Source organism: Janthinobacterium sp. GW821-FHT03C10, assembly GCF_059420865.1.
Genome location: NZ_JBWKUN010000001.1, coordinates 415,829 through 442,595, shown reverse-complemented (window position 1 = coordinate 442,595; position 26,767 = coordinate 415,829). Strand labels below are relative to the sequence as shown.

The 26,767-nt window shown below is 61.8% G+C and carries 22 protein-coding genes; 12 read left to right on the top strand and 10 right to left on the bottom strand.

Going from position 1 to position 26,767, the window contains the following annotated elements:
• Positions 1-6 precede the first annotated feature (6 nt).
• Both prsK and AC07VH_RS01685 read right to left on the bottom strand, forming a co-directional pair.
• Positions 7-2,058 (bottom strand): XrtA/PEP-CTERM system histidine kinase PrsK, encoded by a 2,052-nt coding sequence (prsK, locus tag AC07VH_RS01690; RefSeq protein ID WP_475416381.1) that lies wholly within the window; start codon positions 2,056-2,058, stop codon positions 7-9.
• Positions 2,055-3,443, bottom strand: coding sequence for a TIGR03013 family XrtA/PEP-CTERM system glycosyltransferase (locus AC07VH_RS01685; protein WP_475416382.1), 1,389 nt, complete (start codon positions 3,441-3,443; stop codon positions 2,055-2,057). Before AC07VH_RS01685 ends, prsK begins: the two co-directional genes overlap by 4 nt.
• Before the next feature lie 203 nt (positions 3,444-3,646).
• Between AC07VH_RS01685 and nadB the strand changes: the two genes are divergently transcribed.
• The 3 genes from nadB to AC07VH_RS01670 all read left to right on the top strand — a co-directional run bounded on the left by nadB (position 3,647) and on the right by AC07VH_RS01670 (position 6,424).
• Positions 3,647-5,260 (top strand): L-aspartate oxidase, encoded by a 1,614-nt coding sequence (nadB, locus tag AC07VH_RS01680; protein ID WP_230538106.1) that lies wholly within the window; start codon positions 3,647-3,649, stop codon positions 5,258-5,260.
• Between the two features lie 146 nt (positions 5,261-5,406).
• A complete protein-coding gene (locus tag AC07VH_RS01675) occupies positions 5,407-5,814 on the top strand; it encodes a hypothetical protein (protein WP_494786549.1) in 408 nt (135 codons plus the stop codon).
• Positions 5,815-5,983: 169 nt separating this feature from the next.
• Entirely contained in the window at positions 5,984-6,424 is a 441-nt protein-coding gene (locus tag AC07VH_RS01670) for a hypothetical protein (RefSeq protein ID WP_494786548.1), read from the top strand.
• A 532-nt stretch (positions 6,425-6,956) separates the two neighbouring features.
• On the opposite strand, the gene AC07VH_RS01665 is transcribed toward AC07VH_RS01670, so the two are convergent.
• Genes AC07VH_RS01665 through AC07VH_RS01645 form a run of 5 tightly spaced genes read right to left on the bottom strand, consistent with a single transcriptional unit; the run spans position 6,957 to position 13,439 of the window.
• The gene (locus AC07VH_RS01665; RefSeq protein ID WP_494786547.1) at positions 6,957-8,321 is read right to left on the bottom strand and encodes a toxin-antitoxin system YwqK family antitoxin; all 1,365 of its coding nucleotides are present in this window, start codon (positions 8,319-8,321) and stop codon (positions 6,957-6,959) included.
• Positions 8,306-9,652: a toxin-antitoxin system YwqK family antitoxin gene (locus tag AC07VH_RS01660; protein WP_494786546.1), complete on the bottom strand. Its 1,347-nt coding sequence runs from the start codon at positions 9,650-9,652 to the stop codon at positions 8,306-8,308. The genes AC07VH_RS01665 and AC07VH_RS01660 overlap by 16 nt, the downstream gene beginning before the upstream one ends.
• A 9-nt stretch (positions 9,653-9,661) precedes the next feature.
• Positions 9,662-11,986: a hypothetical protein gene (locus tag AC07VH_RS01655; RefSeq protein WP_494786545.1), complete on the bottom strand. Its 2,325-nt coding sequence runs from the start codon at positions 11,984-11,986 to the stop codon at positions 9,662-9,664.
• Complete coding sequence (locus tag AC07VH_RS01650) at positions 11,983-12,741, bottom strand: PP2C family serine/threonine-protein phosphatase (protein ID WP_494786544.1); 759 nt, start codon at positions 12,739-12,741, stop codon at positions 11,983-11,985. Before AC07VH_RS01650 ends, AC07VH_RS01655 begins: the two co-directional genes overlap by 4 nt.
• Positions 12,742-12,755: 14 nt before the next feature.
• Positions 12,756-13,439 carry a vWA domain-containing protein gene (locus AC07VH_RS01645; RefSeq protein ID WP_475416784.1) on the bottom strand — a complete coding sequence of 228 codons (684 nt, stop codon included), beginning with the start codon at positions 13,437-13,439 and terminating at the stop codon, positions 12,756-12,758.
• Between the two features lie 282 nt (positions 13,440-13,721).
• Here AC07VH_RS01645 and AC07VH_RS01640 point away from each other — a divergent pair, with 282 nt between their 5' ends.
• The 5 genes from AC07VH_RS01640 (at position 13,722) to AC07VH_RS01620 (ending at position 16,640) form a co-directional block, all read left to right on the top strand.
• Positions 13,722-14,456, top strand: a complete 735-nt coding sequence (locus AC07VH_RS01640; RefSeq protein ID WP_494786543.1) for a helix-turn-helix transcriptional regulator — start codon at positions 13,722-13,724, stop codon at positions 14,454-14,456.
• A 183-nt stretch (positions 14,457-14,639) separates the two neighbouring features.
• Positions 14,640-15,089: a hypothetical protein gene (locus AC07VH_RS01635; RefSeq protein WP_489627481.1), complete on the top strand. Its 450-nt coding sequence runs from the start codon at positions 14,640-14,642 to the stop codon at positions 15,087-15,089.
• Positions 15,090-15,133: 44 nt separating this feature from the next.
• On the top strand, positions 15,134-15,571 hold the full coding sequence (locus AC07VH_RS01630; RefSeq protein WP_494786542.1) for a hypothetical protein: 438 nt from the start codon (positions 15,134-15,136) through the stop codon (positions 15,569-15,571).
• The gene (locus tag AC07VH_RS01625) at positions 15,568-16,011 is read left to right on the top strand and encodes a hypothetical protein (RefSeq protein WP_494786541.1); all 444 of its coding nucleotides are present in this window, start codon (positions 15,568-15,570) and stop codon (positions 16,009-16,011) included. Before AC07VH_RS01630 ends, AC07VH_RS01625 begins: the two co-directional genes overlap by 4 nt.
• A 104-nt stretch (positions 16,012-16,115) precedes the next feature.
• A complete protein-coding gene (locus tag AC07VH_RS01620; RefSeq protein ID WP_494786540.1) occupies positions 16,116-16,640 on the top strand; it encodes a hypothetical protein in 525 nt (174 codons plus the stop codon).
• Between the two features lie 30 nt (positions 16,641-16,670).
• Here the strand turns inward: AC07VH_RS01620 and AC07VH_RS01615 are convergent, their stop codons facing one another.
• The gene (locus AC07VH_RS01615; RefSeq protein WP_494786539.1) at positions 16,671-17,126 is read right to left on the bottom strand and encodes a tellurite resistance TerB family protein; all 456 of its coding nucleotides are present in this window, start codon (positions 17,124-17,126) and stop codon (positions 16,671-16,673) included.
• 362 nt (positions 17,127-17,488) lie between these two features.
• Here AC07VH_RS01615 and AC07VH_RS01610 point away from each other — a divergent pair, with 362 nt between their 5' ends.
• The 3 genes from AC07VH_RS01610 to AC07VH_RS01600 are packed head-to-tail and all read left to right on the top strand — an operon-like array spanning position 17,489 to position 19,223.
• Positions 17,489-17,917, top strand: coding sequence for a lipid II flippase family protein (locus AC07VH_RS01610; RefSeq protein ID WP_494786538.1), 429 nt, complete (start codon positions 17,489-17,491; stop codon positions 17,915-17,917).
• Positions 17,830-18,102, top strand: a complete 273-nt coding sequence (locus AC07VH_RS01605; protein WP_494786537.1) for a lipid II flippase family protein — start codon at positions 17,830-17,832, stop codon at positions 18,100-18,102. Before AC07VH_RS01610 ends, AC07VH_RS01605 begins: the two co-directional genes overlap by 88 nt.
• 44 nt (positions 18,103-18,146) lie before the next feature.
• Positions 18,147-19,223: a GTP pyrophosphokinase gene (locus tag AC07VH_RS01600; RefSeq protein WP_494786536.1), complete on the top strand. Its 1,077-nt coding sequence runs from the start codon at positions 18,147-18,149 to the stop codon at positions 19,221-19,223.
• 116 nt (positions 19,224-19,339) lie between these two features.
• Here the strand turns inward: AC07VH_RS01600 and purL are convergent, their stop codons facing one another.
• The gene (gene purL / locus AC07VH_RS01595) at positions 19,340-23,377 is read right to left on the bottom strand and encodes a phosphoribosylformylglycinamidine synthase (RefSeq protein WP_494786535.1); all 4,038 of its coding nucleotides are present in this window, start codon (positions 23,375-23,377) and stop codon (positions 19,340-19,342) included.
• Between the two features lie 199 nt (positions 23,378-23,576).
• Positions 23,577-24,641, bottom strand: a complete 1,065-nt coding sequence (locus AC07VH_RS01590; protein WP_494786534.1) for a GGDEF domain-containing protein — start codon at positions 24,639-24,641, stop codon at positions 23,577-23,579.
• Positions 24,642-24,991: 350 nt separating this feature from the next.
• Between AC07VH_RS01590 and AC07VH_RS01585 the strand changes: the two genes are divergently transcribed.
• Positions 24,992-26,617 (top strand): response regulator, encoded by a 1,626-nt coding sequence (locus AC07VH_RS01585; protein ID WP_494786533.1) that lies wholly within the window; start codon positions 24,992-24,994, stop codon positions 26,615-26,617.
• Positions 26,618-26,767 lie beyond the last annotated feature (150 nt).

Genomic DNA, 26,767 nt, shown 5'->3' with positions numbered 1-26,767 from the left:
CCTTTGCTATGCCGCATGCAGCGGCAGGATCACGCGGAACGTCGTGCCCACCTGCGGTTCGCTGCGCACTTCCAGGCTGCCGCCCACCTCGCGCAGGTATTCGCGGCTTTCGAACACGCCGATGCCCATGCCCGCCGTCTTGGTCGTGTCGAACGGTTTGAACAGGCGCTCGCGGATGAACTGTTCGCTCATGCCCTGCCCCGTATCGTCGAGCTCGACCACGGCCATCTGCTGTACCCGCCGCAGCCGCACGGCCACCTTGCCATCGCTGGCCGTCGCCTCGATGGCGTTCTGGATCAGGTGGCCCAGCACCCTTTCCAGCCGCGCGCGGTTGGCCAGCACCGTCAGCTCGCCATCGACGATTTCCAGCCGGGGCGCGGGCGCCAGGCTGGCCTTGGCGGCCACGGCCTGGCGCAGCAAGCCATCGAGCAGCAGCGGCGCCGGCGCTTCCGGCGCCTCGCCGCGCGCCAGCTTCTGCAGCAGGGTTTTCATTTTCTGCACGGAATGGTCAAGGGTGCCCAGCATGTCTTCCTGGAAGGCGGGATTGGCGCGGTGCTTTTCCGCATTGCTGAGTAAAAGGGATAATTGAAACACCAGGTTTTTCAGGTCGTGCACGATGAACGTGGACATGCGGTTGAACGAGTCGAACTGGCGCGCCACCGTCAGGGTATCGAGCGATTCGCGGTGCGCAAGGTAGCTGGCGGCCTGGCTGCCGGCAATTTTCAGCACGTCGAGGATTTCCCAGTTCAAGCCGATACGCGTGCGGGGCCGCGCCAGCGCGACAAAGGCGAACAGCTGGCCATGCAGCATCAGCGGCACCAGCAGCCACACGTCAGGCAGCGCCAGCAGCGCGGGCGGCAAGCGCAAGCCGCCGTACTGGCGCGGGTTGTGCTGGCAATCGGGCACGTCGATCACCCATTGCCGTGCTTCCAGGAACTGGCACAGGGGACCGGACGCCGGCTCGCTCCACGTGCCGGGCGGCCAGTTCCAGCTGGCGGCCGGGGCAAACTGCCCCTGCTCGCGCCGTATCCACAGCGCGCCGGCGCGGCTTTCCACCAGTTGCGCCATGGCTTGGATCGTGCGCTCGCCCAGGGCCGGGCCATTTTCGGACAGCGCCCGCGTAAACCGCAGCCATTCCTCGCGGTAGTCGAAGATGGCGTTATAAAAGTGTTTATTGATCGTGACCTTGAGCTTGGCGCGCAGGCTGCCGGAAAACAGCACGCCGGCCAGCAGCAGGGCCGCGCCGCCCAGGTAAGCCATCTGCATCAGGGAACCCCAGGTGCCGCCGAAATAGCGCAAATAGTAGGCGCTGGCCGCCATCGCCAGCAGATAGATGGACGACCCCAGCAAGGCGGCCGAGCGGTACAGCATCTGGCGCGAGACGGACAGGCCCAGCGCCCAGCCCGGATTGCGCGCGGCCGAGACGGCCAGCAGCGGCGCGCACAGGGCGTCGACGATGCCGCGCGCGGCCCAGATGTCGTCGTTGACCGTGCGAAACAGCAAGGCGTCGCTGTACAGATAAAAATCGTAGGCAAACAGGCCACCCACGCCCAGGCACGCAAACTTGATGCCCCAGCGTTTCAAGGACGGCGTGTTGCGGTACCATTGTTCCACCAGCAACATGCCCAGCACGGCCAGCAGCAAACGGCTGACGCTGGCGATGATGCGCGCCGGCAAGGGCAGCGCCAGCCACGACGAGGCCAGCGCGGACAACCCGGGCGCCAGCGCCGTGAGAACGATGCCGGCCAGCACCAGGCGCAAGCGGGGCCGCGACGGTTCGATCAGCAGCAGCAAGAACACCAGCCAGGCCAGGGTGCGCAGCAACTCGAGCGCCTCGCCGGCCGGCGAGGCACGCTGCCCCAGCAGCACCAGCACCACCGTGCCCGTGGCCCAGCCGCCCGTCGCCAGGCAAGCGGCCAGCAAGGCGCGCACGTTCTGCCGCGCGCGCCAGTTGCTGATCAGTAGCAGCGCCAACGCGAAGAAGGCCAGCGACGCCAGCCCATGGCTGAGGGCCGCCGCGTCGGTGGCCGCCAGCCAGTCCGACTGCTCCCGCATCATCGGCTGCCCTTGCCAAACAGCACCACCTGCACCGTGTCGAGCAAGATCAGCAAGTCAAGGAACAGGCTGTTATTCTTTACATAATACAGATCGTATTGCAGCTTCTTGACGGCGTCGTCGACGGAGGCGCCATATTGATAGCGCACCTGCGCCAGGCCCGTGATGCCGGGCTTGATATTGTGACGAATGTTGTAGTACGGCACCTGCTCCTTCAGCTGCTCGACAAAATACGCGCGCTCGGGACGGGGGCCCACGAAACTCATCTCGCCGCGAAACACATTGAGCATCTGCGGCAATTCGTCGATGCGCAGCTTGCGGATCAGCTTGCCCACGCGCGTGATGCGCGCATCGTTGTCCAGCGCCCAGATGGGCTTGCCGTCGCGCTCGGCGTCGCAGCGCATGCTGCGAAATTTCAGCACCTTGAAAGGCAGGCCGTCGCGCCCCACCCGCTCTTGCTGGTAAAACACGGGGCCGCCGTCTTCCAGGCGGATGCACAGGGCCGTCGCCAGCATCACGGGCAGCGCGGCCAGACAGATGACCGCGCTGGCGGCCAGGTCGAACAGCCGCTTCGAGGCGGCGCGGAAGAAACTCTGGTCGAAGCCGCCGCCATAGATCAGGTAGCTGGGTTGCAATGAATCGATGCGGATCTGGCACGCTTCGCGCTCGAAAAACGTGGCCGCGTCGATCACCTTCACGCCGCCCAATGCGCATTCCAGTAGCTGCTTGGCAGGAAACGCGCCATTGCGCCGGTCGCTGACGGACACGACGATCTCGTGCGCGGCATGGCGCTGGGCCATGGCCAGCAGCGAGGGGCCTGCCGGCAGCAAGGCCGAGGCCGGCACGCAGCATTGCTCCCCCGCCACATCAATGCAGCCGACGACGGTAAACTGGTGGAAACCGATCTTGCTGGCCGCCAAGTCCATGCATTCGCGCGCCAGCGCCCCGCCGCCCACCAGGATCAGCCGGCCTTCCATCAGCGCCGATTGCGAGGATTTGAACACCACCAGGCGCGCCAGCAGCACGCCGATGGCGCCCAGGCCGAAGATCATCGCGCTGCCGCGCCCGAATTGCAGCACGGGAATAAAGCGTATCAGGACGCTGAGCACGGCAAAACCCAGCGCGAACGACGGCAGGATGCGCAACAAGGTGTTGCGGATGTCCTCGCGCGAGCGGTGCTGGTACATGCCCAGCGCGCTCATGCTCAGGACGATGACCAGCGCAAAGATCGCGGAGGACAGGTAGATCTCGCCCACGCGCAGCACGCGGCTGCCGTCCGCCAGCCACAGCAAGGACGTCAGGGTGGCCGACAGCAGCAGGATCAGGATTTCCAGCAACAGCAAGATAAACGCTGTTTTCGAGACATAATGGCTGAAGATGCGGATCACGGTTCCTCCTGCGGCAAAAAGCATCACGCCGCGCACAGGGCGGCCTGCTGCTGTCTTGCCATGATGGCGAACTGTTCCAAGAAGACATTGATGCGCCACAAGCTACGGCCCCAGCTATCTTTCGCTGGCAGAATTTATCTCAACACATTACCGAATGGGGGGAAATGGCATATAGTATGCTTCCCCTAAAAGAGATAAATGTCATGAAATTTGATGTAGCGATTGTCGGCAGTGGCCTGGCGGGTTTATCGGTTGCACTGCATTTAGCTGAGACGCGCACCGTCGCGATCATTTCCAAACGCGCGCTGCTCGATGGCGCCAGCAACTGGGCGCAAGGCGGGATCGCGGCCGTGCTGGACTCAGGCGACAGCCACCAGCAGCACATCGAAGACACCCTGATCGCCGGCGGCGGCCTGTGCGACGAAAGCGCCACGCGCTACATCGTCGAGCACGGCCGCGAAGCCATCGAATGGCTGATCGAGCAAGGCGTGCCGTTTACGCGCGACGCCTCGGCCGAACTGGGTTTTCATTTGACCCGCGAAGGCGGCCACAGCCAGCGCCGCATCATCCACGCGGCCGACGCCACGGGGCACGCCGTGCAAGTGACCCTGGAAGAAAAGGTACGCGCCCACCCGAACATCAGTCTGTTCGAACACCATTGCGCCATCGACCTGATCACCTCCGACAAGCTGGGCATGAAGCCGGCCCAGCGCAACGCCCAGCCCCATTGCCACGGCCTGTACGTGCAGGATGAGCAAACGGGCAAGGTGCACACCTTTGCCGCCGAGCATACCGTGCTGGCCACGGGCGGCGCCGGCAAGGTGTATCTATATACCACCAACCCGGACACGGCCAGCGGCGACGGCATTGCCATGGCGTGGCGCGCGGGCTGCCGCGTGTCGAACATGGAATTCATCCAGTTCCACCCCACGTGTTTGTACCACCCGTACGCCAAGTCCTTCCTGATCACCGAGGCCATCCGTGGCGAAGGCGGCTTGCTGAAACTGCCGCCCGAAGCGGGCGCGGCAGCAGGCACGCGCTTCATGCTGGCCCACGACGAGCGGGCCGAACTGGCGCCGCGCGACGTGGTGGCGCGCGCCATCGACTTCGAGATCAAGAAACGCGGCCTCGACTACGTGCACCTGGATATCAGCCACAAGCCGGCCGAATTCCTCATCGAACACTTCCCCACCATCTACGCGCGCTGCCTGGAACTGGGCATCGACATCACCAAGCAGCCGATTCCCATCGTGCCGGCCGCCCACTACACGTGCGGCGGCGTCGTGACGGACTTGTCCGGCCGCGCCGACCTGCCCGGCCTGTATGCGGTCGGTGAGACGGCCTGCACGGGTCTGCATGGCGCGAACCGCCTGGCCAGCAATTCCTTGCTGGAATGCATAGTCATCGGCCGCGCCTGCGCGCAGGATATCGAAAGCAAGGAAAAGCTGGGCACGCCCTACCTGCCCGACTGGGATGAAAGCCGCGTCACGGATGCGGACGAGGAAGTGGTGATTTCCCACAACTGGGACGAGCTGCGCCGCTTCATGTGGAATTACGTGGGCATCGTGCGCACCACCAAGCGTTTGGAACGGGCCCAGCACCGCATCGCCCTGCTGAAGGAAGAAATCGACGAGTACTACCGCAACTTCCGCATCACGCACGATTTATTGGAATTGCGCAACCTCGTCGACGTGGCCTCGATGATCGTCAACAGCGCCCTGTCGCGCCGCGAAAGCCGCGGCCTGCACTTCAGCCGCGATTATCCGGAAACGTTGCCGAAAGCCATCGCCAGCGTGCTGACGCCGCCGCACAGGTAAGCCACCAGGCCCTTCCATCATGGAACCCATGCAAGGTCCGGGGTCGTACCCTGAGGGTACGACCCTGGTCTGTGTCTTGGGGGAGCGCCATTTGCCACAGGCGGCCCCCGCTGCAGGCATCGCGCAATCACCGAAACGTAGGGCAAATGTTGAACAAGAGACTATTTGATGCCATTGCATCCGCGGTGGACCTGGATGACCCTGCAGAACAATCTTCAGCTCAACGATTCATGATCGAGGCTATTGGCAGAGTGACTGCACAATTGCCTGAGGTTGCCAGGTCAGCGACAGCTGCGGCGAGTCGATACATCACCGGTGCGGCGACGGTTGAGGAAGTCATCGCCGAGCGTGTACGCCTCTGGCGAGCAATCGACGGGCGTGACCAATCGGACGAGCCGGACGTTTTGAAAATCAGAACGGCCATATGCGTCTTGCATCCCATGGATAGTGGCGCCTCTGCCGAAACCTTGGAGTATTTTTTTGAATTTTGGCGGCAAGCAGGCTTGCCGCAGGCTGAGCTTGAGGCCGCTGCTCGGAACAGGTATGGAATTTGAGGTGGCTTCAAGCGGCCAGGGGCGGACGTTGAATAGGATTTACGGGCAAGAACACAATCGTCTTCAACGATTCTGAACGCAAGTCGATTTTGCGTCAGAGCAGCCGCTCGATAGAATAAAGGTTGTTTAATTCAGGGCATGCAGTCGCCCATTGCTACATATGGAATCAATGACAGTGATGGCAACAAAGTGGAATAACCAGGAGGTGCGAAGCCACAATGGCCTCATGTGCAGCAATGGTGATATCTACGAAGTGCACGAAACCAGAATGGTCAGAGTACGTGAAAAACAGGAACTTGGCGGTTGGCTCAATGTCGCGATTCTGGCGCAAGAAGCGCTGTATGGCGGACAGTACATAGTTAAGTGCGGAGAGGCTGCGGAACATGGCTCAATCGGCGTAGTCGTTTTGGAATCGCTGCAAAATCATGAACCTGTGTGGACGTTTGTTTCGGATCAATCCAATCCATTTGATCAAATAACAATCAAGGGCGGCCTGGTTTTGGTGCTGTCAACGTCAGGCGCCGTGTTACGGTTTGGTGCGCCAATGAGGGAGCCAAGGCTTCTGCTTCCGAGTACTTCGATCCATGGTTCTAACGACGGGCGCTTGTAAGGTGAGACGCCGCGCGTCCGCTATGCTTAGGTTCGAAGCCTTTGCCCGTTGCCGCATAGAACCTCAAATTTTTCCTTATGAACTTATGGACCTATATCAAAAGGGAACGAATTTCAGCGGATGCTTGAACATTCGCCCTACGCTATCATTCGAAGCGACCGTTGCCGTGTTGGGTGAGGCACTCGGAATCAGGTTTTGCCCTGATCAAGGCGGAAAATACGAGGAATATCCGGCGTACCTTGCCTTTGCACTCGGACTCGAACTTGCTTTGTTGGCGCCGCCCCCTCCAGAATTCGATACGAGGGATGTCCCCGACGATTGTTTTCAACTGATAATCGGTTCGCTTGTACATGTTAAAGATGTGGGCGTGAACGTTGATTTGAGTGCCCTTATTAAGGCTCAGCTGGCTGCGTGTACGGATCTAGTAATTGAACAGATCGATTCTTGACGCGACGACCGACTGCTTTGGGGCGTCATTTCCACTACCTGTCCATGCCTCGCAAGAAGGCTGGCCACGCATCACTTGTCCCTGTCACGGTTCCGGCATCAGAGGATCGATGCCATCCTCGGTGTACGACATGCTGGCGGACGCCCCCGTACATGCCCCCTGCGCCACATCGGCCACATAGCGGCATTCGCTTTCCACGCTGCCATCTTCCCGCCAGTGGCGGGTCCAGCCGTCGCGTTCGCCATCGGCATATTCGATCAGTTGCCTCGGCTTGCCGTCGGCGTACCAGGAACGCAATGCGCCCTCCTCGCGCCCGCCCGCGTTCCACTGTTTGTGCACGAGCAATACGCCGGCCCGGCTGAAGCGCTGCTCGCTGCGCAGCACGTAATGACCGCTGTGCGTGCGCTTGCTGGCGATTTTACCGTCCGGGTAATATTCGACGCTGTCGCCGACAGGCTTGCCGTCCACGTAGTTGGTCGTACGCTGTACCTTGCCATCCGGGAAATAGCCGATGCTCGGGCCCGTCATGATGCCATTCACATACTGGCTGCGGCTATCCACGGCGCCGTCCGGATAGAACAGCAGCAGCTCGCCGTCCGTCTCGCCCTTGACCTGCGTCATGCGCGTACGCAGCTTGCCGTTTTCATCGAACGTTTCCACCACACCATCGGCGCGGGCGCCGTTGCGGTAGGTGCGCGACTCGATCAGCTTGCCACTCTGGTGATAGGTCTGCTCCTCCCCCTCCTGCACGCCGTTGCGCCACGTACTACGCATGGAAACCTGGCCGTCCGGGTAATAGCGGGTCTGCGTGCCCTCCTGCACGCCGCGCCCGTCCTGCTCCACCTGCATTTCCAGCTGACCATGCGGGTAATACATGCTGTAGTTGCCCAGCAGCTTGCCGCGCAGGTAATCGGGGTCGTCGACCTGGCCGATCAGCCGCTTCGGTTCGCCTTCGCGCACATGATAGATCTCGACTTGCCAGGTGCCCGGCGTCTTGCCTGCCGGCAGCGGCACGACCAGGGCGTAGCGCGCATGCTCCTTGACTTCGCCGCGCGTCAGATTGTGGTTCAGGTACAGGCGCGCCTTGCCGTCCGCACAGGCTTGCGGCTCGCAGCCGCCCAGCTTGCTGACTTCGGGCATGGCGAGCGCTGCGCCGGCTGCCGGACACGATCTGATGCGCATCAGCAAGGGCGTCGCCTCGCGTATCAACGGCGCCAGCTGCTGCTTCATGGCCGCGTATTGCGCGGCGTCCAGGTGCACGGACACGGCATCCATGCGCACCTGGCGCCCGCCGCAACCGCTGTCGCCGGCCAGCGTCAGCACGTCGCCGCCGCCCTTGCCGGACTCGGCCTGGATCGCGCTGACCACTTGCCGCTGCTCGATCTCGGCGTGGACCAGCGCCGGCCACAGCAGCGTTGCAAGCAGCACATGCTTCACAAGGCGCGCCATGCCTGCTCCTTGCGCTGCAGTTCCGGCGCCGGCGGCGCCTCGCCGCATGCACCCTGGGCCTTGCCAGCCACATAGCGGCATTCGCTTTTTAACGTGCCATCCTCGCGCCAGCTGCGGCTCCAGCCGTCGCGCCTGTCGTTCACATACTCGATCGCTTGCTCGGGCTTGCCGCTTTCGTACCACGAGCGCGACGTGCCCTGCTCGCGCAATTGCGCATCCCACCGCCGCTCCAGCACCAGCACGCCTTGCGGGCTGTAGCGCTGCAGGCTCAGCAAGCCGCCATCGTCGGCATACTGCTGGCGGCTTTGCACCTTACCCTCCGGATAGAATTCCAGCGCCTCGCCCGTGGGCAAGTCATTGCGCAAGGTCATGGTGCCGCGCACGGCGCCATCAGGGTAATAGTTTGTCGTCAAACCATTGTATTTCCCCTCCTTCATTGCGGAGCGGCTGGACACTTTTCCATCCGGGAAATACGTGAGCATCTCGCCTTCCATCTTGCCGCCACGCAGTACATAACTCGTGCTCGGCTTGCCATTTTCAGCCGAGATCTGCTTGGGGCCGTCCAGCTGCTTGCCATCGCGGTAGCTGCTCGTCTCGCGCAGCTTGCCCGTGGCGTGATACAACTGGTGTTCACCTTCAGGCAAGCCGTGGCGCCAGTTGCCGCGCAGCTCCAGGGTGCCGTCCGGATAATACTTGCTGCCGATGCCGTGCTGCCGGCCCTGTCCATCCTGCGCCACCTGTTTTTCGATCTTGCCATTCGGGTAATACGTGACATAGCCGCCCACCAGCTCGCCGGAGGCATAATCGGCCCGGTTGACCTGGCCGGACAGGCGCAGCTTGTGGCCGGCGAGGCTATAAATATCGACCTTCCACGTGCCTGGCAGCTTGCCTTTCGGCAAGGGCAACAGCAGCACGTTGAACGCTTTTTCCTGCTCGATGGGGTAGAAATGTTCGTGCAGATACAGCCGCGCCCGGCCATCGGCGCAGGCCACTGGCGTGCAGGCGGCGATCTGGCGCACGATGGGCACGCTTGCATCCTCGGGGCATTTTTTCAGGGTGACGAGCATGGGCGTCTTGCTGCGGATGTGGCGGGCCAGTTCGGCTTTCAGCGCGTCGTACGGCGCCTCGTCCAGATTGACCGAGCGGGCATCCATGCGGATCTGCCTGCCGCCGCAGGCCGTCGTGCCCGCGATAGTGAACACATCGCCGCCTTCGCTATCGGGTTCGCCGGCCATGCTTGCCAGCACCTGGCGCTGCACGATGTCCGCCTGCGCCATGCCCGGGGTCAGCAAGCAAGCGCCAAGCAGCGCGCATAGGGTCTTGATTTTCATGCTATTCCTTTAATTTTCCACCGCGGCGGGCGCGCCCGCCGGCACGAAGCTGACACTGCCATTGCGGTAACGCACCAGCACGTCCACCTTGGCGTCCTGGAATTGTCCATTTTTCACGGACGGGTTGAAAGTCCAGCTCTTCAGGCTATCCAGGATGACCTTGTTGAGCATGGGCTCCATGTATTGCTCGGCCCGCGCGGCGGTCAGGCTGCCATCGGCAGCGATGGACAGGGTCAGACGGCTTTCGCCGCTGGCCTGCGCCTCACTCAACACGCGGTAGGCGACGGTGGCCATCGTGTCGCGCTGCACGCTGGCGCCCTGGTCTGGCGGCGCCGGCAAGGCTGCCAGCCTCTTTGCCAGCAAGGCACCGTCTGCCAGCGCCTTGTCCCAGCGTTTAGGATAGGCGCCCGGCTGCACCAGGCGCAGCATATTGGCCGCGCGCTCCATGCGGCTGGCCGTGCGCTCGACGCCGTTGTCGGCCGCTTCGCCTTCTTCGGCCGGCATGGCATTCTGCGCCGTATGGCGCTGCGCCGTCACTTGCGCCAGCGCCACCAGGTTGGCGGCATCCTGCTCGCCCCCGCCGCCGCGCAGCAGTGCCGTAGCGGCGATGCCGAGCCAGGCCACGCCATCGGTCGGACGGGCCCACACGGCTTGCTCGAAGTACTGGCGCGCCGCTTGCGGCTCATTCAGGCTCAGGTGCGTGCGGGCCAGCGCCGCCGCGGCCAGGTGGTCGCGCGGATCGGCTTGCAGCAAGTCGAGGTAGGTATCGGACAAGCTGGACTGGTAGCCGGGCAGCCAGCCCATGCTTTCCATCATCGAGGTGCGCAGACGCGCGCGGGCCAGGTCACCGCTGTAGCCCGACGATTTTTCCCGCTCGCTGCGGTACAGCAGTTGCAAGCCCCGCACGACGGCGGCATCGTCGCCCTTGCCCATGGCTTGCGACAAGTTGCGCACGGCACGCCGCACGTCCGACGACTGCAATGCACCGGCCGTGCGCGCATGCCAGTCCAGCTGTTCCAGCCCGGCTACGGGCACCGTCGTGGCTTGCTGCCCGGTCTTCTTTTCCGCATCGTCCGGTACGGCGGTCCAGATCGCAAAGCCGATCACGAAGAACACAATCAGGATGATGATGACCACCCAGCCCGTGTCCGACACGGCGGACTGCCCTTGCGCGGCCGGCGCCGGCGCGGCGTTGCCAGGCAAGGTACGCGGACGCCGCGGCGGCGGCGCCTGCCTTGCCTGCGCCAAAGCGTGAGCCGAAGCCTGCGCGGCCGCCCCGATGACCTTGTCGCGCGCGCAGGCCGCGCAACCCTGACCCGCAAAATGCTGGTGTTCGGGATTCACGGCGCACACTGTCAACTTGCCGCCGCTGCGCTGCGCATAGCCGCGCAGCAACTGCGCCCAGTCGGCCGCCGATGGCCGCTGCGCCGTGGAGGATGGGGAAAACGCGCGGTCGAACATGGCGCGCAGTTCCGGCGGCATCAAGGCATGGCCGCTGGTGGCGTTCGGCGCCAGCTGTTTGTGGCGTTTGACGCCATACGCATAGCAGCCGTCGCGGATGCGCCCGGGAATATCGGTCGCCACTTGCGCATTGCCGGGCCGCCCGCTGTACGGGTGGATGCCGAAGTTGAGCAACTGGAAGATGACGACGGCCAGGGCGAAACGGTCCTGTGCCATTTCCGTGCCCGCAGGCATGCCCTTGCGCTGGAATTCCGGCGCCAGGTAGTCGGCCGTGAATTGCTCGGCAGGAAAACGCTCCGCATGGCCCTGGATGCTGAAACCGTCGCAATCGAGCATGGCGATGTACAACGAATCGCGGTAAAAACGCAGGTTCACGGGTTTTAAGTCGACCACGTAATGCTGCTGCTGGTGCAGCGCATCGAGGACGGCGGCCAGGTTGGCGGCCAGGGTCAGCTTGGGACCGAGTCCCGTGGGCAGGCCCGCCGCGCGCGCTTGCCGCTCCTGCATGATCTGTTCCAGCTCGGCCGTCTGCGCCATGTCCAGCAGGGGCATGACGAAACCGGCAAAGCCGCCCTGGCCGTCGAACACGGCCGCTTGGGGCCACGCGATCTGCACGTAGCGCTTGCCGTTTTCCACTTGATCGGGCAGCTCGGGCGACAGTTCCAGCATCGCTTCGAGCTTGCGCCGGTTGGCCGCCCGGTCCAGGTGCGGGTGGTACAGCTTGGCGACCTGCGCGGACGCGCCGGGCAACAGGTACACGCTGCCCGCGCCGCCGCTCTTGACGAGTTTGCCCAGTACCAGGCTGCGGACCTTATCCAGCCATATCTTGCCGCCCGGACTCAGACCGGGCGTGACTCCCTGCTTCCGGCTCATGCGCGCAAGGCCAGCAGCAGGGTCTTGTCGTCGCCCGTGATCTGGTGCGTGCGCGGGTCGGCCAGGGTGGATGCCAGCGCCGCATTACCCAGCTCGATACTCTCGACCGTGCGCAGATAGCCTTGCACGGCATCCATGAACGGCGCGTACAGCGCTGCATTGTTCTTGCTCATGGCAAAGGGCATGCAGCCGTCCGACATCAGCACGACGCCGCGCACGGCTTGCGGAATCGCCAGCAGGCGCAGCTGTTCGCGCCAGCGCTCGCCACTGATGAAATAGGTTTCGTTGGCGTATTCGCCGTTGGCGGGCAGCGAGATCAGTTCGCCGCCGTCCATCAGTTGCGCCACGCCCAGGCCGTCGCCCAGGTGGAAGAAGAAGCCGGCCTCCTGCCCCATGACCGCGCCCACCACCGTGCTGGCATAGTCGTCGACGGTGGCGTTGGCGGCGCGGGCGATGTCGTCGAGCGCGGCGCGGATCTGCGCCAGGGTCGCCGCCAGCGCGCCGTCATGCAGATCCTGCACGGTGGCGCCCTGCTCCAGCCGTCCGGCCAGCGCCTGCACGGTGTGCGCCGCGACAAACTGCGCGCCCTGCTCGCTGAGGCGGGCCGAACCGGCGCCATCGCAGACGATGGCCACCAAAACGTCGTTCACGACGGCGTGCGCGTGCGCATCCTGGCAAGCGATCTCCTTATCCAGATGCGCCTTGCCCGTGACGGAGGCGCCAAACACGCGCCACTGCTGCTTTGCTATTGCCATGGATCAGCGGGCTTTCACGTATTCACGACGGACCAGCCGTCCGTCGAAGCCAGCTGCGCCTGCGCGCCGGGACGCGATTGCGACACCACCTGCATGCTGGCGCTCAGCCACAGGAACAGTTCGCGGAACTGCAAGCCCTTCAGCTGCTTCACGCCCCGCTCGCCCCGGCTGGAAAACTGCCCCAGGGTAGCGGTATTCGCATTGTCGCCCACGGCGATGGGGAAGATCGCCACCTTGTTCGCCTGCTCGGCCGCGCGGGCCTGCTCGGCGCCGCGCTGCCAGGGATCGGTCGGCTCGCCGTCCGACATCAAAAACAGCCACGGCCGCGTGTACGCCACGCCCGCCGCGCGGAAGCGCTGCTTTTCCTGCTCGATCTCGGCCAGGGCCAGCTCGACGGCAGCACCGGTCGGCGTGGTGCCGTTCGCTTCCAAACGGGGCGCCGTGAAATCCATGGCATCGCACCAGGTGCTGGCGACCACCGCTTCATCGTGGGCGCCGTATTGAATCACGAGGATGCGCACGCGCTTGGCGGCGATCACGTCGGATTTCAATTCCTGCTCCAGCAGGGCCAGGCCTTCGTTCAGCAAGGAAACAGGTTGGCCATCCATGCTGCCGGAGCAGTCCAGCACGAGCACCAGCGGCGTGCGTTGTTCGGTGTTGTCGACCAGGGCGACGTCGGGAATCATTATTGAACTCATGGGCAATCGGTAAATGTGAAATCGGACATAGTGCGAATCTTACATCATGGCCGCGATTTACCCGCGCAAGTTTCCTGCAGAACACTATCCAGATCCAGAAGGACAGGCGCGAACCATTGCGGCACCGCTGTCTTTGTACTATCTTGATAGTTGCCCAGGACAGAAGACAGCGAACAGACCTTCCTCACAAAGGTGGGACGAATCGCTGCGCAACACCGCCCTTACCCAGTTCCGCACCTGCGCGCCTGCGGCACACTGATGTAGTCAGGATTGGGGGCAAGCATGGACACAGGTATAGCAACGGCGGATGTGGGCAAACTGATCGCCGCCATGTACGACTCGGCCTGCGGCGCGGGCGACTGGCCGCAGCTCGACAGCGCCGACCTGAGCGGCCAGCAATGGCAGGAACTCTTGCCGCATCTGCAACGCGCCCTTTGCCTGCAGCAGCGCCTGCGCGAAGCGCAACTGGCCAGCCACTGCGCGCTGGCGGCGCTCGACGCCATGGGCGCCATCGTGCTGGTGCTCGACGCCAACCTCGGACTGCGTTTCGCCACGCCCGCCGGCCACGCCTTGCATGCGGCGCAACTGGCACACGCCGCGCCGCCCGACTTGGTGCGCGCCGTGCGCATGGTCATCGCCAGCACCGGCGGCGCAGCGCAATGCCAGTCGCTGCGCCTGGCGCGCAAACAGCAAGGTCCCCTGGCCCTGACAGTAACACCGCTTGCCGATTGCCAGCCCCCATGCGCGCTGCTGATCGCGCGCGATCCCACCCAAGCGAGCACGTCTGTCACTGCCTTGCGGCAGCTGTTCGACTTGACGCAAGCCGAAGCGCTGGTGGGCAAGGCGCTGGCGCAAGGGGCCACCATCGAGGAAATCGCTGCGCGCGGCGGCATCAGCGTCAATACCGTCAAGACGCATCTGCACCACACCTATCTGAAGACCGATACGCGGCGCCAGGGCGAGCTGATCGCCCTGATCCACGGCGCAACGGCGCACCTGACCGTGTTGGATGCATGAGGCCGTGTCATCCGATCGGATGATGTGCGGGGCATCTTGCCTGCCTACACTGGCAAGACTGGTCGCCCGCACCTTGCCAAGGTCACCACAGCGCGTGCGGACCAGCCGGTTCGATTTCCCTGGTACCAATAATATCGCCGCGCCGGCAGCGGACGGCACCAAAGTTCAAGGATGGGTAAAAAAATGAAAACATGGATCCTGGCCGGCACCCTGGGCGTCTGCGCCCTGCTGGCAAATGCACAAACGCTTCCCGACAGCCAGACCGTCGTCATTCCAGGCGGGCGCCTGCAGACGATCGAACTGCCAGCCCACAGGCACTTCATGAGCGCGCAAGAATTTTCTCCGTTCCGCGGCGGCTATGAGTTGTCGAACGGCCAGGTGCTCCACCTGCGCAATATAGGCAGCATCGGCGCCATGATGTATGCGCGCATCGATGACCAGGAAGAACATCGCATCATCGCCAGCGGCAGCAACAGCTTCGTGGCGCTGGACCGGCAACTGGCCATGCGCATCGACTTGCGCGACGATGGCAGCGTGGGCGGCGAAGTGCTGATGGTGGTGCCGGCAGAAAAACTGGTCAGCGGCGACATCGTGCCGGCACACGTGCAAAGCATGGGCCTGGCATCGCGTTGAGGCGGCAGGCGGGCGCCAAGCCGCCTTCCGCATGGGTGACAGCCATGAGCAAGCAATATTCTGTACAACAGCAAAACGCGCTGACCCTGGCCACCATCCGCCAGACGGCGGCTTGGTGGCGCGCCCGCCCCCTGCCCGACGCCTTGCGCCAGTGCGCGGCCAGCCATGGCGTGGCGCTCGATGCGGCCCTCATGCTCGACCTGCGGCTGGCCTGCCCCGGCAGGCCCCCCGTGTACGGCAAGCTGCTGAGCACCGACGGCCACTTCATTCATTTCGAGATGGACCTCGACGACAACTTGCGTCCCTTGCCCGGCAGCGTGGCGTGGGACGACATCAGCGCACGCTACGACCTGGCCGCACACAAACGGGGCACGGGCGTGGGGTACGGCGAGCTGTGCAAGCAAGTGCTGCAGGAATTGAATCAGGACGGGCGGCAGGTGCCGCGCGCTAGTAGCCATCAAGCAACAAGGACAACGACATGAAAACCGTCACCTTGGGCACACTCCTGTGCCTCGCCGCCGCCAGCACGGCAGCCACCGCGCAATCCCTGCCGCCGGAGCACACCGTCACCGTGCCCGGCAACGCGCTGCGCATCGACGTGCCCGAACACCCGCGCTACATGATGCGCCAGGATTTCAAGAAATTCGTCGGCACCTATGATCTGTCGAATGGCGACACGCTGGAACTGCGCCTCGCCGGCGCCGTCAAGTATGCGCGTATCGGCAAGCAGGAAGAGCACCGCATCGTCGCCACCGACGGCAACGCCTTCGTCGCGCTGGACCGCCAGTTGAAGGTGCGCATCGACCACAACGATGACGGCAGCGTGGATGGCGAACTGGTGATGGTGGTGCCGTCGCAAAACCTGTCGGGCGGCGGCGTCGTGCCGTCCCACGTGCAACACATCGGGCTGGCATCGCGTTGAGGCGCAGCGTAGTTGCGGGCAGTTCCAGGGAGGTGCGCGCGGCCCTCGCGTGCTATCATCGCCGCCAAATTCCTTAAATGAATGGCAACGGCCGATGGAGCGCAATGCAGACACCTCGCAGTAACCCGATATCCACCGTGCTGCGGCGCGGCCTGCGCCTGCTGGCCTGGCCCCTGCTGGCCCTGGTCAGCGCCGCCTGCACCAGCACCACGCGCCATCCGGCCAGCGAGCCCACGCAAGTCGTCCTGCGCTTCACCTATGACGACGGCAAGCCGATGCGGCATGACGATTACCTGGCCAATGCGCGCCAGCAAACGTATATCAAGCACTGCAGCAAGATAGGCAGCACCACTGTCTGCGACATCGGCTCGGATGCACTGTTCACGGGCGGCGACGCCCCGCTGGACGCCAACGGCGAAGTGCGCGTCACCCTGCACTCGACCGGCCCCATCGGCAACAATCCGACCAGTCTTTGCATCAAGGGCAAAGGCTACGTCTTTGATTCCGGCGACTGGAAACGCGGCCCCTTCAGCCCCGGCCAGGTGATCGAGATCCGCTACAGGATCAGCGAAGTGGACATGGCGTGCCCCTGGTCGTCGGGCACGCCGCCGTGGTGGGACAAGAGTTAAGCCAGCCAGCCTGGGCCGCCTGGCCCGGCTTTACTGCAACTCGAACTCCGCCGGAGTCAAGCCCAGCTCGCGCGCGATCTTGCTGGCCACGCGCTGCTCGTTGGCGTCGAAATTGCCATCCGACGAAGCGACGGCGATGATCATGCGCACCAGCAGGCGCGACGCCTCCACATTCGACTTCATCTTGCCCAGCGCCTGATACGCCTTGGCTTCGCCGATATCTTTGTCGAATTCCAGCTGGCCGACATAGTCCTGGAAAGCCTTGATCACGTCCGTGGTGGTAAACACGGACAGCGCGTCATTACTTTCAATAAACTTCACCATCTTCTGCTTCTCTTCCGCGCTGACGCTGCCGTCGGCCATGGAGATCAGGGCCGAGCCCGCCATCGCGGCGTTCAGGAAATCCTTGTTCTTGTACTTCAGGGCTTCCGTTTTCAGTTCACTTGCCTTGGACTTCAGTTTGGACAGAAAGGAATCGAAACTCATGGTGTACCTCCGGGGTGGTTGATTCATATCGAGCGGCAAGTCTTGCCGCCACCAGGGATAGTTGAGGGTGCAAGCTTGAAATACAAGCAAGAGATAAGCTTAAGCGTGCCGGTGGTATTGACCTCACCCACAGGCAAAAAGCCGGGGTCAGTCACTTCGTGATCGTAATGCCCCCCATTGGGGGACATTACCCCTGTAGGGTCTGACCCCAGTTTCTGCCTTGGGGTGAAAAACTGCCGTCAGCATACAAACACACAAAACACGACGAAAACGAATTAACTTGAAAATTGCCTTATTTGCAGTTGAAAAATAAATAATTTCATGGCAGGATGGAATTACATTTTCCATACTGCAAGGTTGTGATGGACAAGCAACTGCTGCTGATTTGCGCGCTGACGTTCATCATCCACATGATCGGCACCTTCGCCTATTCCGTGCGCATCGCCGGCATCCGCACGCGGTGGCTGGCCCTGTTCAGCATTCCAATGCTGTTGTCGCACCCCTTAAATTCATTCCAGCGCGCCTTCTGCCGCGCCGTCGAGCACTTCCAGGTACACAGGTCGGTGCCGAAACTGCTGCTGCACGCCGTCTTCAAGGGCGGCTTGTCCTACCTCAAGACCTCCGCCAGCCTGCCAACGTCACGGGTCTGCGCCAGAAATCCGGCGTTTCCGTCTCCATCATCATCGCCACGGCCCTGTGGACGGTGGGCGTCTTCGCGGCGTTATACGCAGGCGTGCGCGTCACCTCCAGCACCCTGTCATCGATCATCAACGACGGCGCCACCATCATGATGGCCGTCTTCATCGTCCCGCACATGTCGGGCATGACGGATGACGTCATCGAAGGCAAGATCGAAGAATTGCAGTTTAGACGTGCGGTGGTGTGGCTGGTGGGGAGTCGGCTGGAGGGAACGCTGATCGCGCAGTTTTTGCTGGTGCCGTCGGCGATGGTTGTGGGGGTGGCGAAGGGGTTATGAGGTACAAATCTTAATTTAAAAAAATCACAAAAAAGAGGGATGGTATGGCTTCATTAGATTTTGACACAGAAAAAAAATTATTTAGAGAGTATTACGAATTAAACATAAAACTTCTGGAAAATGCAAAAAATTCATTCATTACACTAATCACCGCATTATTGAGTTCATCGGGCAACGATTCAATATCGAAAATTGAGGGAAGAGTAAAGGAAAAAGAAGAATGCATAAAAAAATTCAACCTAAAGTACAGATCAGAACTTGAAACGCAGAACACACCTTACTCAATTCAGGAAAAAATAACAGATTTGATTGGATTGAGAATAATATGTCTTTATGAGGATGATGTAGAGAAAATAAACTCCTGCCTGTCAACTCATTTTGATGTAATAGATATCACAAATAAAATTACCCAGTTGGAAAATACAGAGGCATCATTTGGGTATAAGGGCCTGCACTTAGATTTAAAACTTAACGAAAAAAGAATTGAATTGCCAGAATATGAAATATACAAATTATACAAATTCGAAGTTCAAATAAGAACAATAATTCAGGATTCATGGAGTGTTTTAGATCATAAAATAAAGTACAAAAAATCTATCCCAAATAGATTAAAAAGAAGAATCAATACTTTAGCAGCATTATTTGAACTCGCCGATCGAGAATTTCGAGAAATACGAGAATCCACCATTGAGGAAATAAGAAAAGAGGAAACAATTGACGATATTGCCAAAGATGGTCAAGTTGAAACAGGCCGAGAATCTAATAATGAACTAAACCAATCGAGGCTACTTAATGCATTCAGCTTTCAAAAAATAGCCCACCATTTTTTCAAGGACTATGAATTTGAAGCACACAAAGTAGATGGCTTTACTCAAGAAATCATTGAGGCAGACAATTGCATAACAAGAGGTAAGTTGAATTTTCTTTTACGTGAAAATATTGGGAAAGCGAAACGATACCAGAGTTACTTCGAAAAAAATAATAAAGATGACAAGCTAAATCCTTACACTCTAATTAGACATTGTTTATATTTAGGAGATAAGGATAAATTTAGCAATATACTTACTAGCGTAGCAAAAGATGCATTCGACAATTGGCTCACCGCCAATGCCGAGACATAGAAAAATTTTAGGTTTAATCTAAAAATAAAAAAACCGCTGTCTCCCGACAGCGGTTTTCTCATCCCTACCCCAGCAGCAGCATCTTGAACCAAGACGCCGCGCTGAAAGCAAACTAATTACCCCACAAACTTCCGTGCATTCCTGAACATGCGCATCCACGGCGAATCCTCGCCCCATGCTTCAGGGTGATACGACTGTTGGACTGACCGGAACACGCGCTCCGCGTGCGGCATCAGCACGGTGAAGCGGCCGTCTGGCGTGGTAACGGAGGTGATGCCTTCCGGCGAGCCGTTCGGGTTGTACGGGTACGCTTCGGTGGCGGCGCCCTTGTTGTCGACGAAGCGCATGGCTTTGGTGACCTGGGTGATGTCGCCCGTTTGCGAGAAGTCGGCGTAGCCTTCGCCGTGGGCGATGGCGATGCCGGCCTGGGTGCCGGCCATGCCGTTGAAGAAGATCGATGGGGAATCCATCACTTCGACCATGGCAAAGCGGCCTTCGAATTTCTCCGACTTGTTGCGCGTGAATTTCGGCCAGGCGTGGGCGCCGGGGATGATCGATTTCAGGTTGCTCATCATCTGGCAGCCGTTGCAGATGCCCAGGCCGAAGCTGTCCGTGCGGTTGAAGAAGCGCGCGAACTGTTCCGCCAGGCTGGCGTTGAACAGAATCGTTTTCGCCCAGCCTTCGCCCGCTCCCAGCACGTCGCCGTACGAGAAGCCGCCCACGGCGATGACGCCCTGGAAATCGTCCAGTTTCACGCGGCCCGCAATCAGGTCGCTCATGTGCACGTCGACGGCCGTAAAGCCTGCCTGATGCATCACGTAGGCCGTCTCGATGTGCGAGTTGACGCCCTGCTCGCGCAGGATGGCGACACGCGGACGCACGCCGGTGGCGATGAATGGCGCGGCGATGTTCTCGTTCTGGTCAAACGTGACGATAGCCTTCATGCCCGGGTCTTGCACGTCCAGCAGGCGGTCGTATTCGGCGTCCGCGCAGGCCGGATTGTCGCGCAGGCGGGCGATGCGCCAGCTCGTTTCGCTCCACAGGCGGTGCAGGTCCGCGCGCGGCTGGGTGTAAATCAGCTTGGCGTCGCGCGTGAATTCGATCACGTCGCGGTCGTTCAATTTGCCGATGATATGGCTGCAGGCGCCCAGGTTGAAGGTGCGCAGCACGTCCATGACGAGCGATTTTTCTTCCGCGCGCACCTGGATGACGGCGCCCAGCTCTTCGCTGAACAGGGCGCGCAGGGTCAGTTCGTTGCGGCGTTCCGCTACCTGGCCCGTCCAGTTCTTGGCGTCGCCCCAGTCGCTCGAGTGCTCGCCTTCCATGGTCAGCATGTCCAGGTTGACGGACATGCCCGTGTGGCCGGCGAAGGCCATTTCCGTCAGGGTGGCGTACAGGCCGCCGTCCGAACGGTCATGGTAGGCCAGCAGCTTGTCGTCGCTGTTGAGCTTTTGGATGGCGGCGAAGAAGCCTTTCAGGTCTTCCGCGCTGTCCACGTCCGGCGTGGCATTGCCCAATTGGCCCATGACTTGTGCCAGCGCGGAGGCGCCCAAACGGTTCTTGCCGCGACCCAGGTCGATCAGGATCAGGGACGTGTCGCCCTGGTCCGTCTTCAGCTGCGGCGTGAGCGACTTGCGCACGTCCGTCACTGGCGCGAACGAGGAAACGATCAGCGACACCGGCGACGTGACGGATTTCGACGCGCCCGTGCTGTCGTCTTTCCACGTCGTGCGCATCGACAGCGAATCCTTGCCGACGGGGATGCTGATGCCCAGCGCCGGGCACAGGTCCATGCCGACGGCTTTCACCGTGTCGTACAGGGCTGCGTCCTGGCCAGGCTGGCCGCAGGCGGCCATCCAGTTGGCGGACAGCTTGATGTCGCTGATATCGCTGATTGCTGCGGCAGCGATGTTGGTGACGGCTTCGCCCACGGCCATGCGGCCGGAAGCTGCCGCGTCGATGACGGCCAGCGGCGTGCGTTCGCCCATGGCCATCGCTTCGCCCAGATAACCTTCAAAGCTCATGGTGGTGACGGCGCAGTCGGCCACCGGCACTTGCCATGGTCCCACCATCTGGTCGCGCACGGTCATGCCGCCCACGCTGCGGTCGCCGATGGTGATCAGGAAGGATTTGTCGGCCACGGTCGGCAACAGCAGCACTTTTTGCGCTACGTCAACCAAGTCCATGCCCGTCAGGTCGATGGCCGGGAAATCGTTGGCCACGTGGACCACGTCGCGTCGCATCTTCGGCGGCTTGCCCAGCAAGACATCCATCGGCATGTCGACCGGCTCGTTGCCCAGTTCCGGGTCGATCAATTTGAGTTGACGCTCTTCGGTGGCCACGCCCACGGCGGCGAACAGGCAGCGTTCGCGTTCGCACATGGCTTTAAATAATGGCAGGCTTTCCGGCGCGATGGCCAGGACGTAGCGTTCCTGCGACTCATTGCTCCAGATTTCCTTCGGCGCCATGCCCGATTCTTCCAGCGGGATCTTGCGCAGGTCGAAAATCGCGCCGCGCTTGGCGTCGTTGGTGATTTCCGGGAACGCGTTCGACAAGCCGCCCGCACCCACGTCGTGGATCGAGATGATCGGATTGTCGGCGCCCATTTGCCAGCAGGCGTTGATGACTTCCTGGGCGCGGCGCTCCATTTCGGGATTGCCGCGCTGGACGGAATCGAAGTCCAGGTCGGCCGTGTTGCTGCCGGTGGTCATCGACGAGGCGGCGCTGCCGCCCATGCCGATGCGCATGCCCGGGCCACCCAGCTGCACCAGCAGGCTGCCGACGGGGATGTCGTTCTTGTGCGTGTGCTGCGCCGAGATATTGCCGATGCCGCCCGCGATCATGATGGGCTTGTGGTAGCCGAACACGGAATCTTTATCCGCACCGACGTTCTGCTCATAGGTGCGGAAGTAACCGCCCAGTACAGGACGGCCGAATTCGTTCGAGAACGCGGCACCGCCCAACGGGCCTTCGATCATGATCTGCAGGGGCGAAGCGATGCGTTCCGGTTTGCCGTATTGCTCCGCATCCGTACGGCCCGCCAGCGGCGCCGTCACGGAAGCGGCCGTTTCCCAGCTGCGCACGGCGTCCGGCAAGGACAGGTTCGACACGGTGAAACCCGTCAGGCCAGCCTTCGGCTTGGCGCCGCGGCCCGTCGCGCCTTCGTCGCGGATCTCGCCGCCCGCGCCCGTGGAGGCGCCAGGGAATGGGGAGATGGCCGTCGGGTGGTTATGCGTTTCCACCTTCATCAGCGTGTGCGTCAATTCCGTGGAAGCCGCGTATTCGTGGTTCGCACCGCGCGGGTAGAAGCGCGACACGGTGGCGCCTTCCATGATGGACGAGTTGTCGCTGTAGGCGACGACGGTGCCCTTCGGCTGCAGTTCATGCGTGTTCTTGATCATGCCGAACAGCGATTTTGGCTGCGCCACGCCGTCGATGGTCCAGTCGGCGTTGAAGATCTTGTGGCGGCAATGCTCGCTGTTCGCCTGCGCGAACATCATCAGTTCCACGTCCGTCGGGTTGCGGCCGGCCTTGGTGAAGGCGGCGTCCAGGTAGTCGATTTCGTCTTCCGACATCGCCAGGCCCAGTTCCGTGTTCGCCGTTTCCAGCGCGCGCTTGCCCTGCCCCAGCAAGTCGATCGATTCGAGCGGACGCGCTTCCAGGGTGCGGAACAAGTCCTTGGCATCGTCTGCGCTGCGCAGCACGGATTCCGTCATGCGGTCGTGCAGCAGGTCGGCCACGGCCTGTACCTGCTCGTCCGACAATTTTCCGGCGCCGATGGCGCTGCCCAGGATGCCCGATTTCAGGTTGATGCGGAAAGCGACGCCGCGTTCGACGCGCTTGATGTGCGCCATGCCGCAGTTGTGCGCGATGTCGGTGGCTTTCGAGGCCCACGGCGAAATCGTGCCGAAACGGGGGATGACGAAGAATTCTTCGGCAGCGCCTTCCGTATTGTCAGCGTGGGCCGGCTCGCCGTACGTCAGCAAGGCGCCAAGGCGCGTGCTGTCGTCGTTGCTGAGAGGCGCGCCGGCATCGATGAAATGGACATAGCGTGCTTGCACGGCAACGATCGCAGGCGAAACGGCTTGCAGTTGGCTTAACAGACGGTGGCTACGGAAATGGGACAGGGCATTGGAACCCGGCAGTATCAACATGATTGGAAGGTGGTTGATGCAGCGTGGCTGCGGGTTAAAGGTAGGTATGACAATATCTTTCGTACGGCAAATTTCCTTTGCGCGCATTATACCCGTTTTACCCCTGCTTTATTACCGGAACTTATGGCTTTCGGGCCATTTTGCCCCTGAAACCGGCAGTTTTTGCCAACTTGCAACAACCATCGCGGGCGACCGACCATCAGGCGATCACATAGCGGTTCTTGCCTTGCCGCTTGGCCAGGTACAGCGCCTCGTCGGCCAGCCGGTAGCTGTGGCCCAGCTCCCTGCCCCGGTCCATTTCCGCCACGCCCACGCTGATCGACACGAACTGCGCGGCCAGGAAAGCCTGGCTGACGGCGTTGACCAGGCTGCCGGCAAAGGCGCGCGCGTCTTCGCGGCTGCCCGCATAGACGATGCCGAATTCCTCGCCGCCCAGGCGCCCGCACAGATGGCCTTGCGCCTTGTCCGCGATGATGGCGGCCGTGCGCACCAGCACCGCATCGCCCGCATCGTGCCCCTGCTGGTCGTTGATGATCTTGAAATTGTCGATGTCGATCATCAGGAAATGCAGCATGCCGCCGTGGTTTGCGCCATGCATCTGCTGGGCGCGCTGCGTGAACATGCGGCGGTTGTTCAAGCCCGTTAGGCTGTCCTGGAAGGCCAGCCGCGTCAATTCCACTCTGGCGTGATAGTTACGCAAGCGCAATAAACTGAAGCTGACATTCAGCGCCAGCCCGAACAGCACGCTGACGGCGATCATCAATGGCACCCAGGGCTGGTCGGGCAAGCCCGCGTTCACCGGATACAGGCCGTGGCCCACGTTCCACCACACGCCCGCCACCACGGCCAGGTAGCTGAGGCCGCCATTAAAGATGGAAGCGATGGCCAGGGTCATGAAGACGCCCACGGGCAAGACCCAGAAGCTGGCGTGCTGGACGGCATCGGCCATGGTGCGCAAGCCGAAGGTCAGCGCCAGCACGGCGCAGGCTCCCGTCATGGTCAGCACGGGCAAGGTGGTGCAGCGGTAGCGCACGGCCAGACTCGTCAACATGCCCAGCAAGGCCAGCACGGCGTGCGCCAGGTTCGGATGGTAGGCGGGCGGCATCAGCAGCCAGGCCAGGCTGAAGGCGATGATGCCCAGCACTTGCGTGACCAGGCCGACCCGGTGCAATTCTGCAAAATAGGTATGCTGCTGTTCGCTGTTGCCGCCGAATGCAAGGGGAACGGCGATGCGCCGCAAGGTGGTCAGATCAGGAACGCGCATGACGGGCATCAACACCAGAGAGAGATAAAGCGCCCGTTAAAGCCTTGCGCATGCCTTGCCGCGACGTGGCGCGGCATGCAACAGGTGTTGCATTTTAGAATACTATCACGGTAGTCAAGGAATGGCCGGAAAAACAGGCGCCCACACCGCAGCAAGGGGCTCGCGTGTCATGAAATACAACGCCGGACGGCGCCAGGCGTCCCTGCCCTCGCGCACCGCACCCGATTGCATGCATTTTGCTGGCAGTGTCGCCCGGCTTTGCAGTATGCTGATAAAAAACAATACTGCCAGGCAGCTACATATAAGAAGAGTTCCCGCAAATGACCGAACAGATGAACGAGAGCTGAACCATGCCAGAAACTAGCGACTTATCTGTCCTGATCGTCGACCCGAACCCCAGCATGCGGGGCAATCTGCACAATATGCTGAACCAGGCGGCCATCACCAAGGTGGAATATGCCGTCAATGCCGGCACGGCCATCCGCTTGCTGACGAAGAAACCGTTCGACATCATCTTGTGCGAATACGATCTTGGCAGCGGCACGGACGGCCAGGATGGCCAGCAATTGCTGGAAGACTTGCGCCACCACAAGCTGATCGGCCTGTGGACGATCTTCATCATGCTGACCTCGGAAGCCATCCACAGCAAGGTGATCAGCGCCGCCGAGCTGACCCCGTCCGACTACATATTAAAACCGTTCACCGTCGACGTGCTGAGCGGCCGCATCGCGCGCGCCATCGAGCGCCGCGCCGTCTTCCTGCCCACGTACCAGCTGATCGACAAGGGCGACTTGCGCGAAGCCGTGAAAAGCTGCCGCGCGGCCGAACTGCAGCACCCGCGCCTGGCGGCCGATTTTGCCCGCCTGCGCGCCGAGCTGCATATCACCCTGGGCGAATGGAAGGAAGCGGAGCAGATCTACACCGACATGCTGGCCACGCGGCCCATGGCCTGGGCCCACCTGGGCCTGGCGCGCACCCTGTTCGAACAGCAGCGCCACGAGGAGGCGCAGGACGCGCTGCTGGAGCTGGTGGAAACCTATCCCCGTTTCATGGCCGCCTACGACTTGCTGGCGCAAAACCATGTAGCCATGGGCCAGCAGTTGCAGGCCAAGAAAATCCTCGAGGATGCCGTGGCCATTTCGCCGCACATGGTGCGCCGCTTGCGCCACCTTGGCGGCATCGCCTTCGACACGGGCGACATCGGCGCGGCCGAACGGGCCTACAAGCAGGTGGTGACGAAGGCCAAGTACTCCGAATTCCGCGACCCGGAAGACCACGTCAACCTGGTCAAGACGCTGGTGAAAAAGGGCGACGCGCCGCAGGCCAGCGGCGTGCTGCGCGACATGGAGCGCTCGCTGCGCGGCGGCGCCAACGTGGAAGCGTGCCGCGCCATCTCGGCCGCCATGCTGCATGAACTCTCGGGTAACGACGTCGCCGCCGCCAGCGAACTGCAGCTGGCCGCCGCCGCCCTGGACGACGCGCGCGGCCTGTCGACCCAGCTCAAGGTGAGCCTCGTGCAAAGCTGCCTGAAGAACAACCTGGAACAGGCCGCGTCCGACGTCATGATGAAACTCGTCAACGAAGCGGACAGCGACGTGACGATGGAAGCGGCCGTGGACGTGTTTGAAAAGGCGGGACGCCATGACCTGGCGCAAGGCATGGGCCAGCAGATCAGCAACCAGGTGCAGGAACTGATGCACGAGGCAGCCAGCAAGGCGGAAAGCGGGGAACTCAAGGGCGCCGTCTTCGTGCTGCGCCAGGCCCTGCGCAAGACGCCGGGCAACCTGCCCGTGCTGTTCGCCTCCGTCGAGGCCATCTTGCGTCAGCTCAACATGCTGGGCTGGGAAGCCCCGCTGGCCGAACAGGCGCAGCACCAGATGCAGGTGATCCGCAAGATCGACCCCAGGCATCCGCAGCTGGAGTCGCTCAAGCAGCAGTATGCGGCCACGCAGCACAAGTATGGTATTGCGACCTGAACGACAACCTCGCTCAGACTGCTCTGGAACCAAGCCAGGCCCTTGCATCCGGCTCGAGCTTCGACGACATAGCGCTCATTTCGAGGGCGACGGGACTGCGCCGGCATCGATTGACCACGCAGGCGCAAGCTGCGCCGCGACAGCAACTTG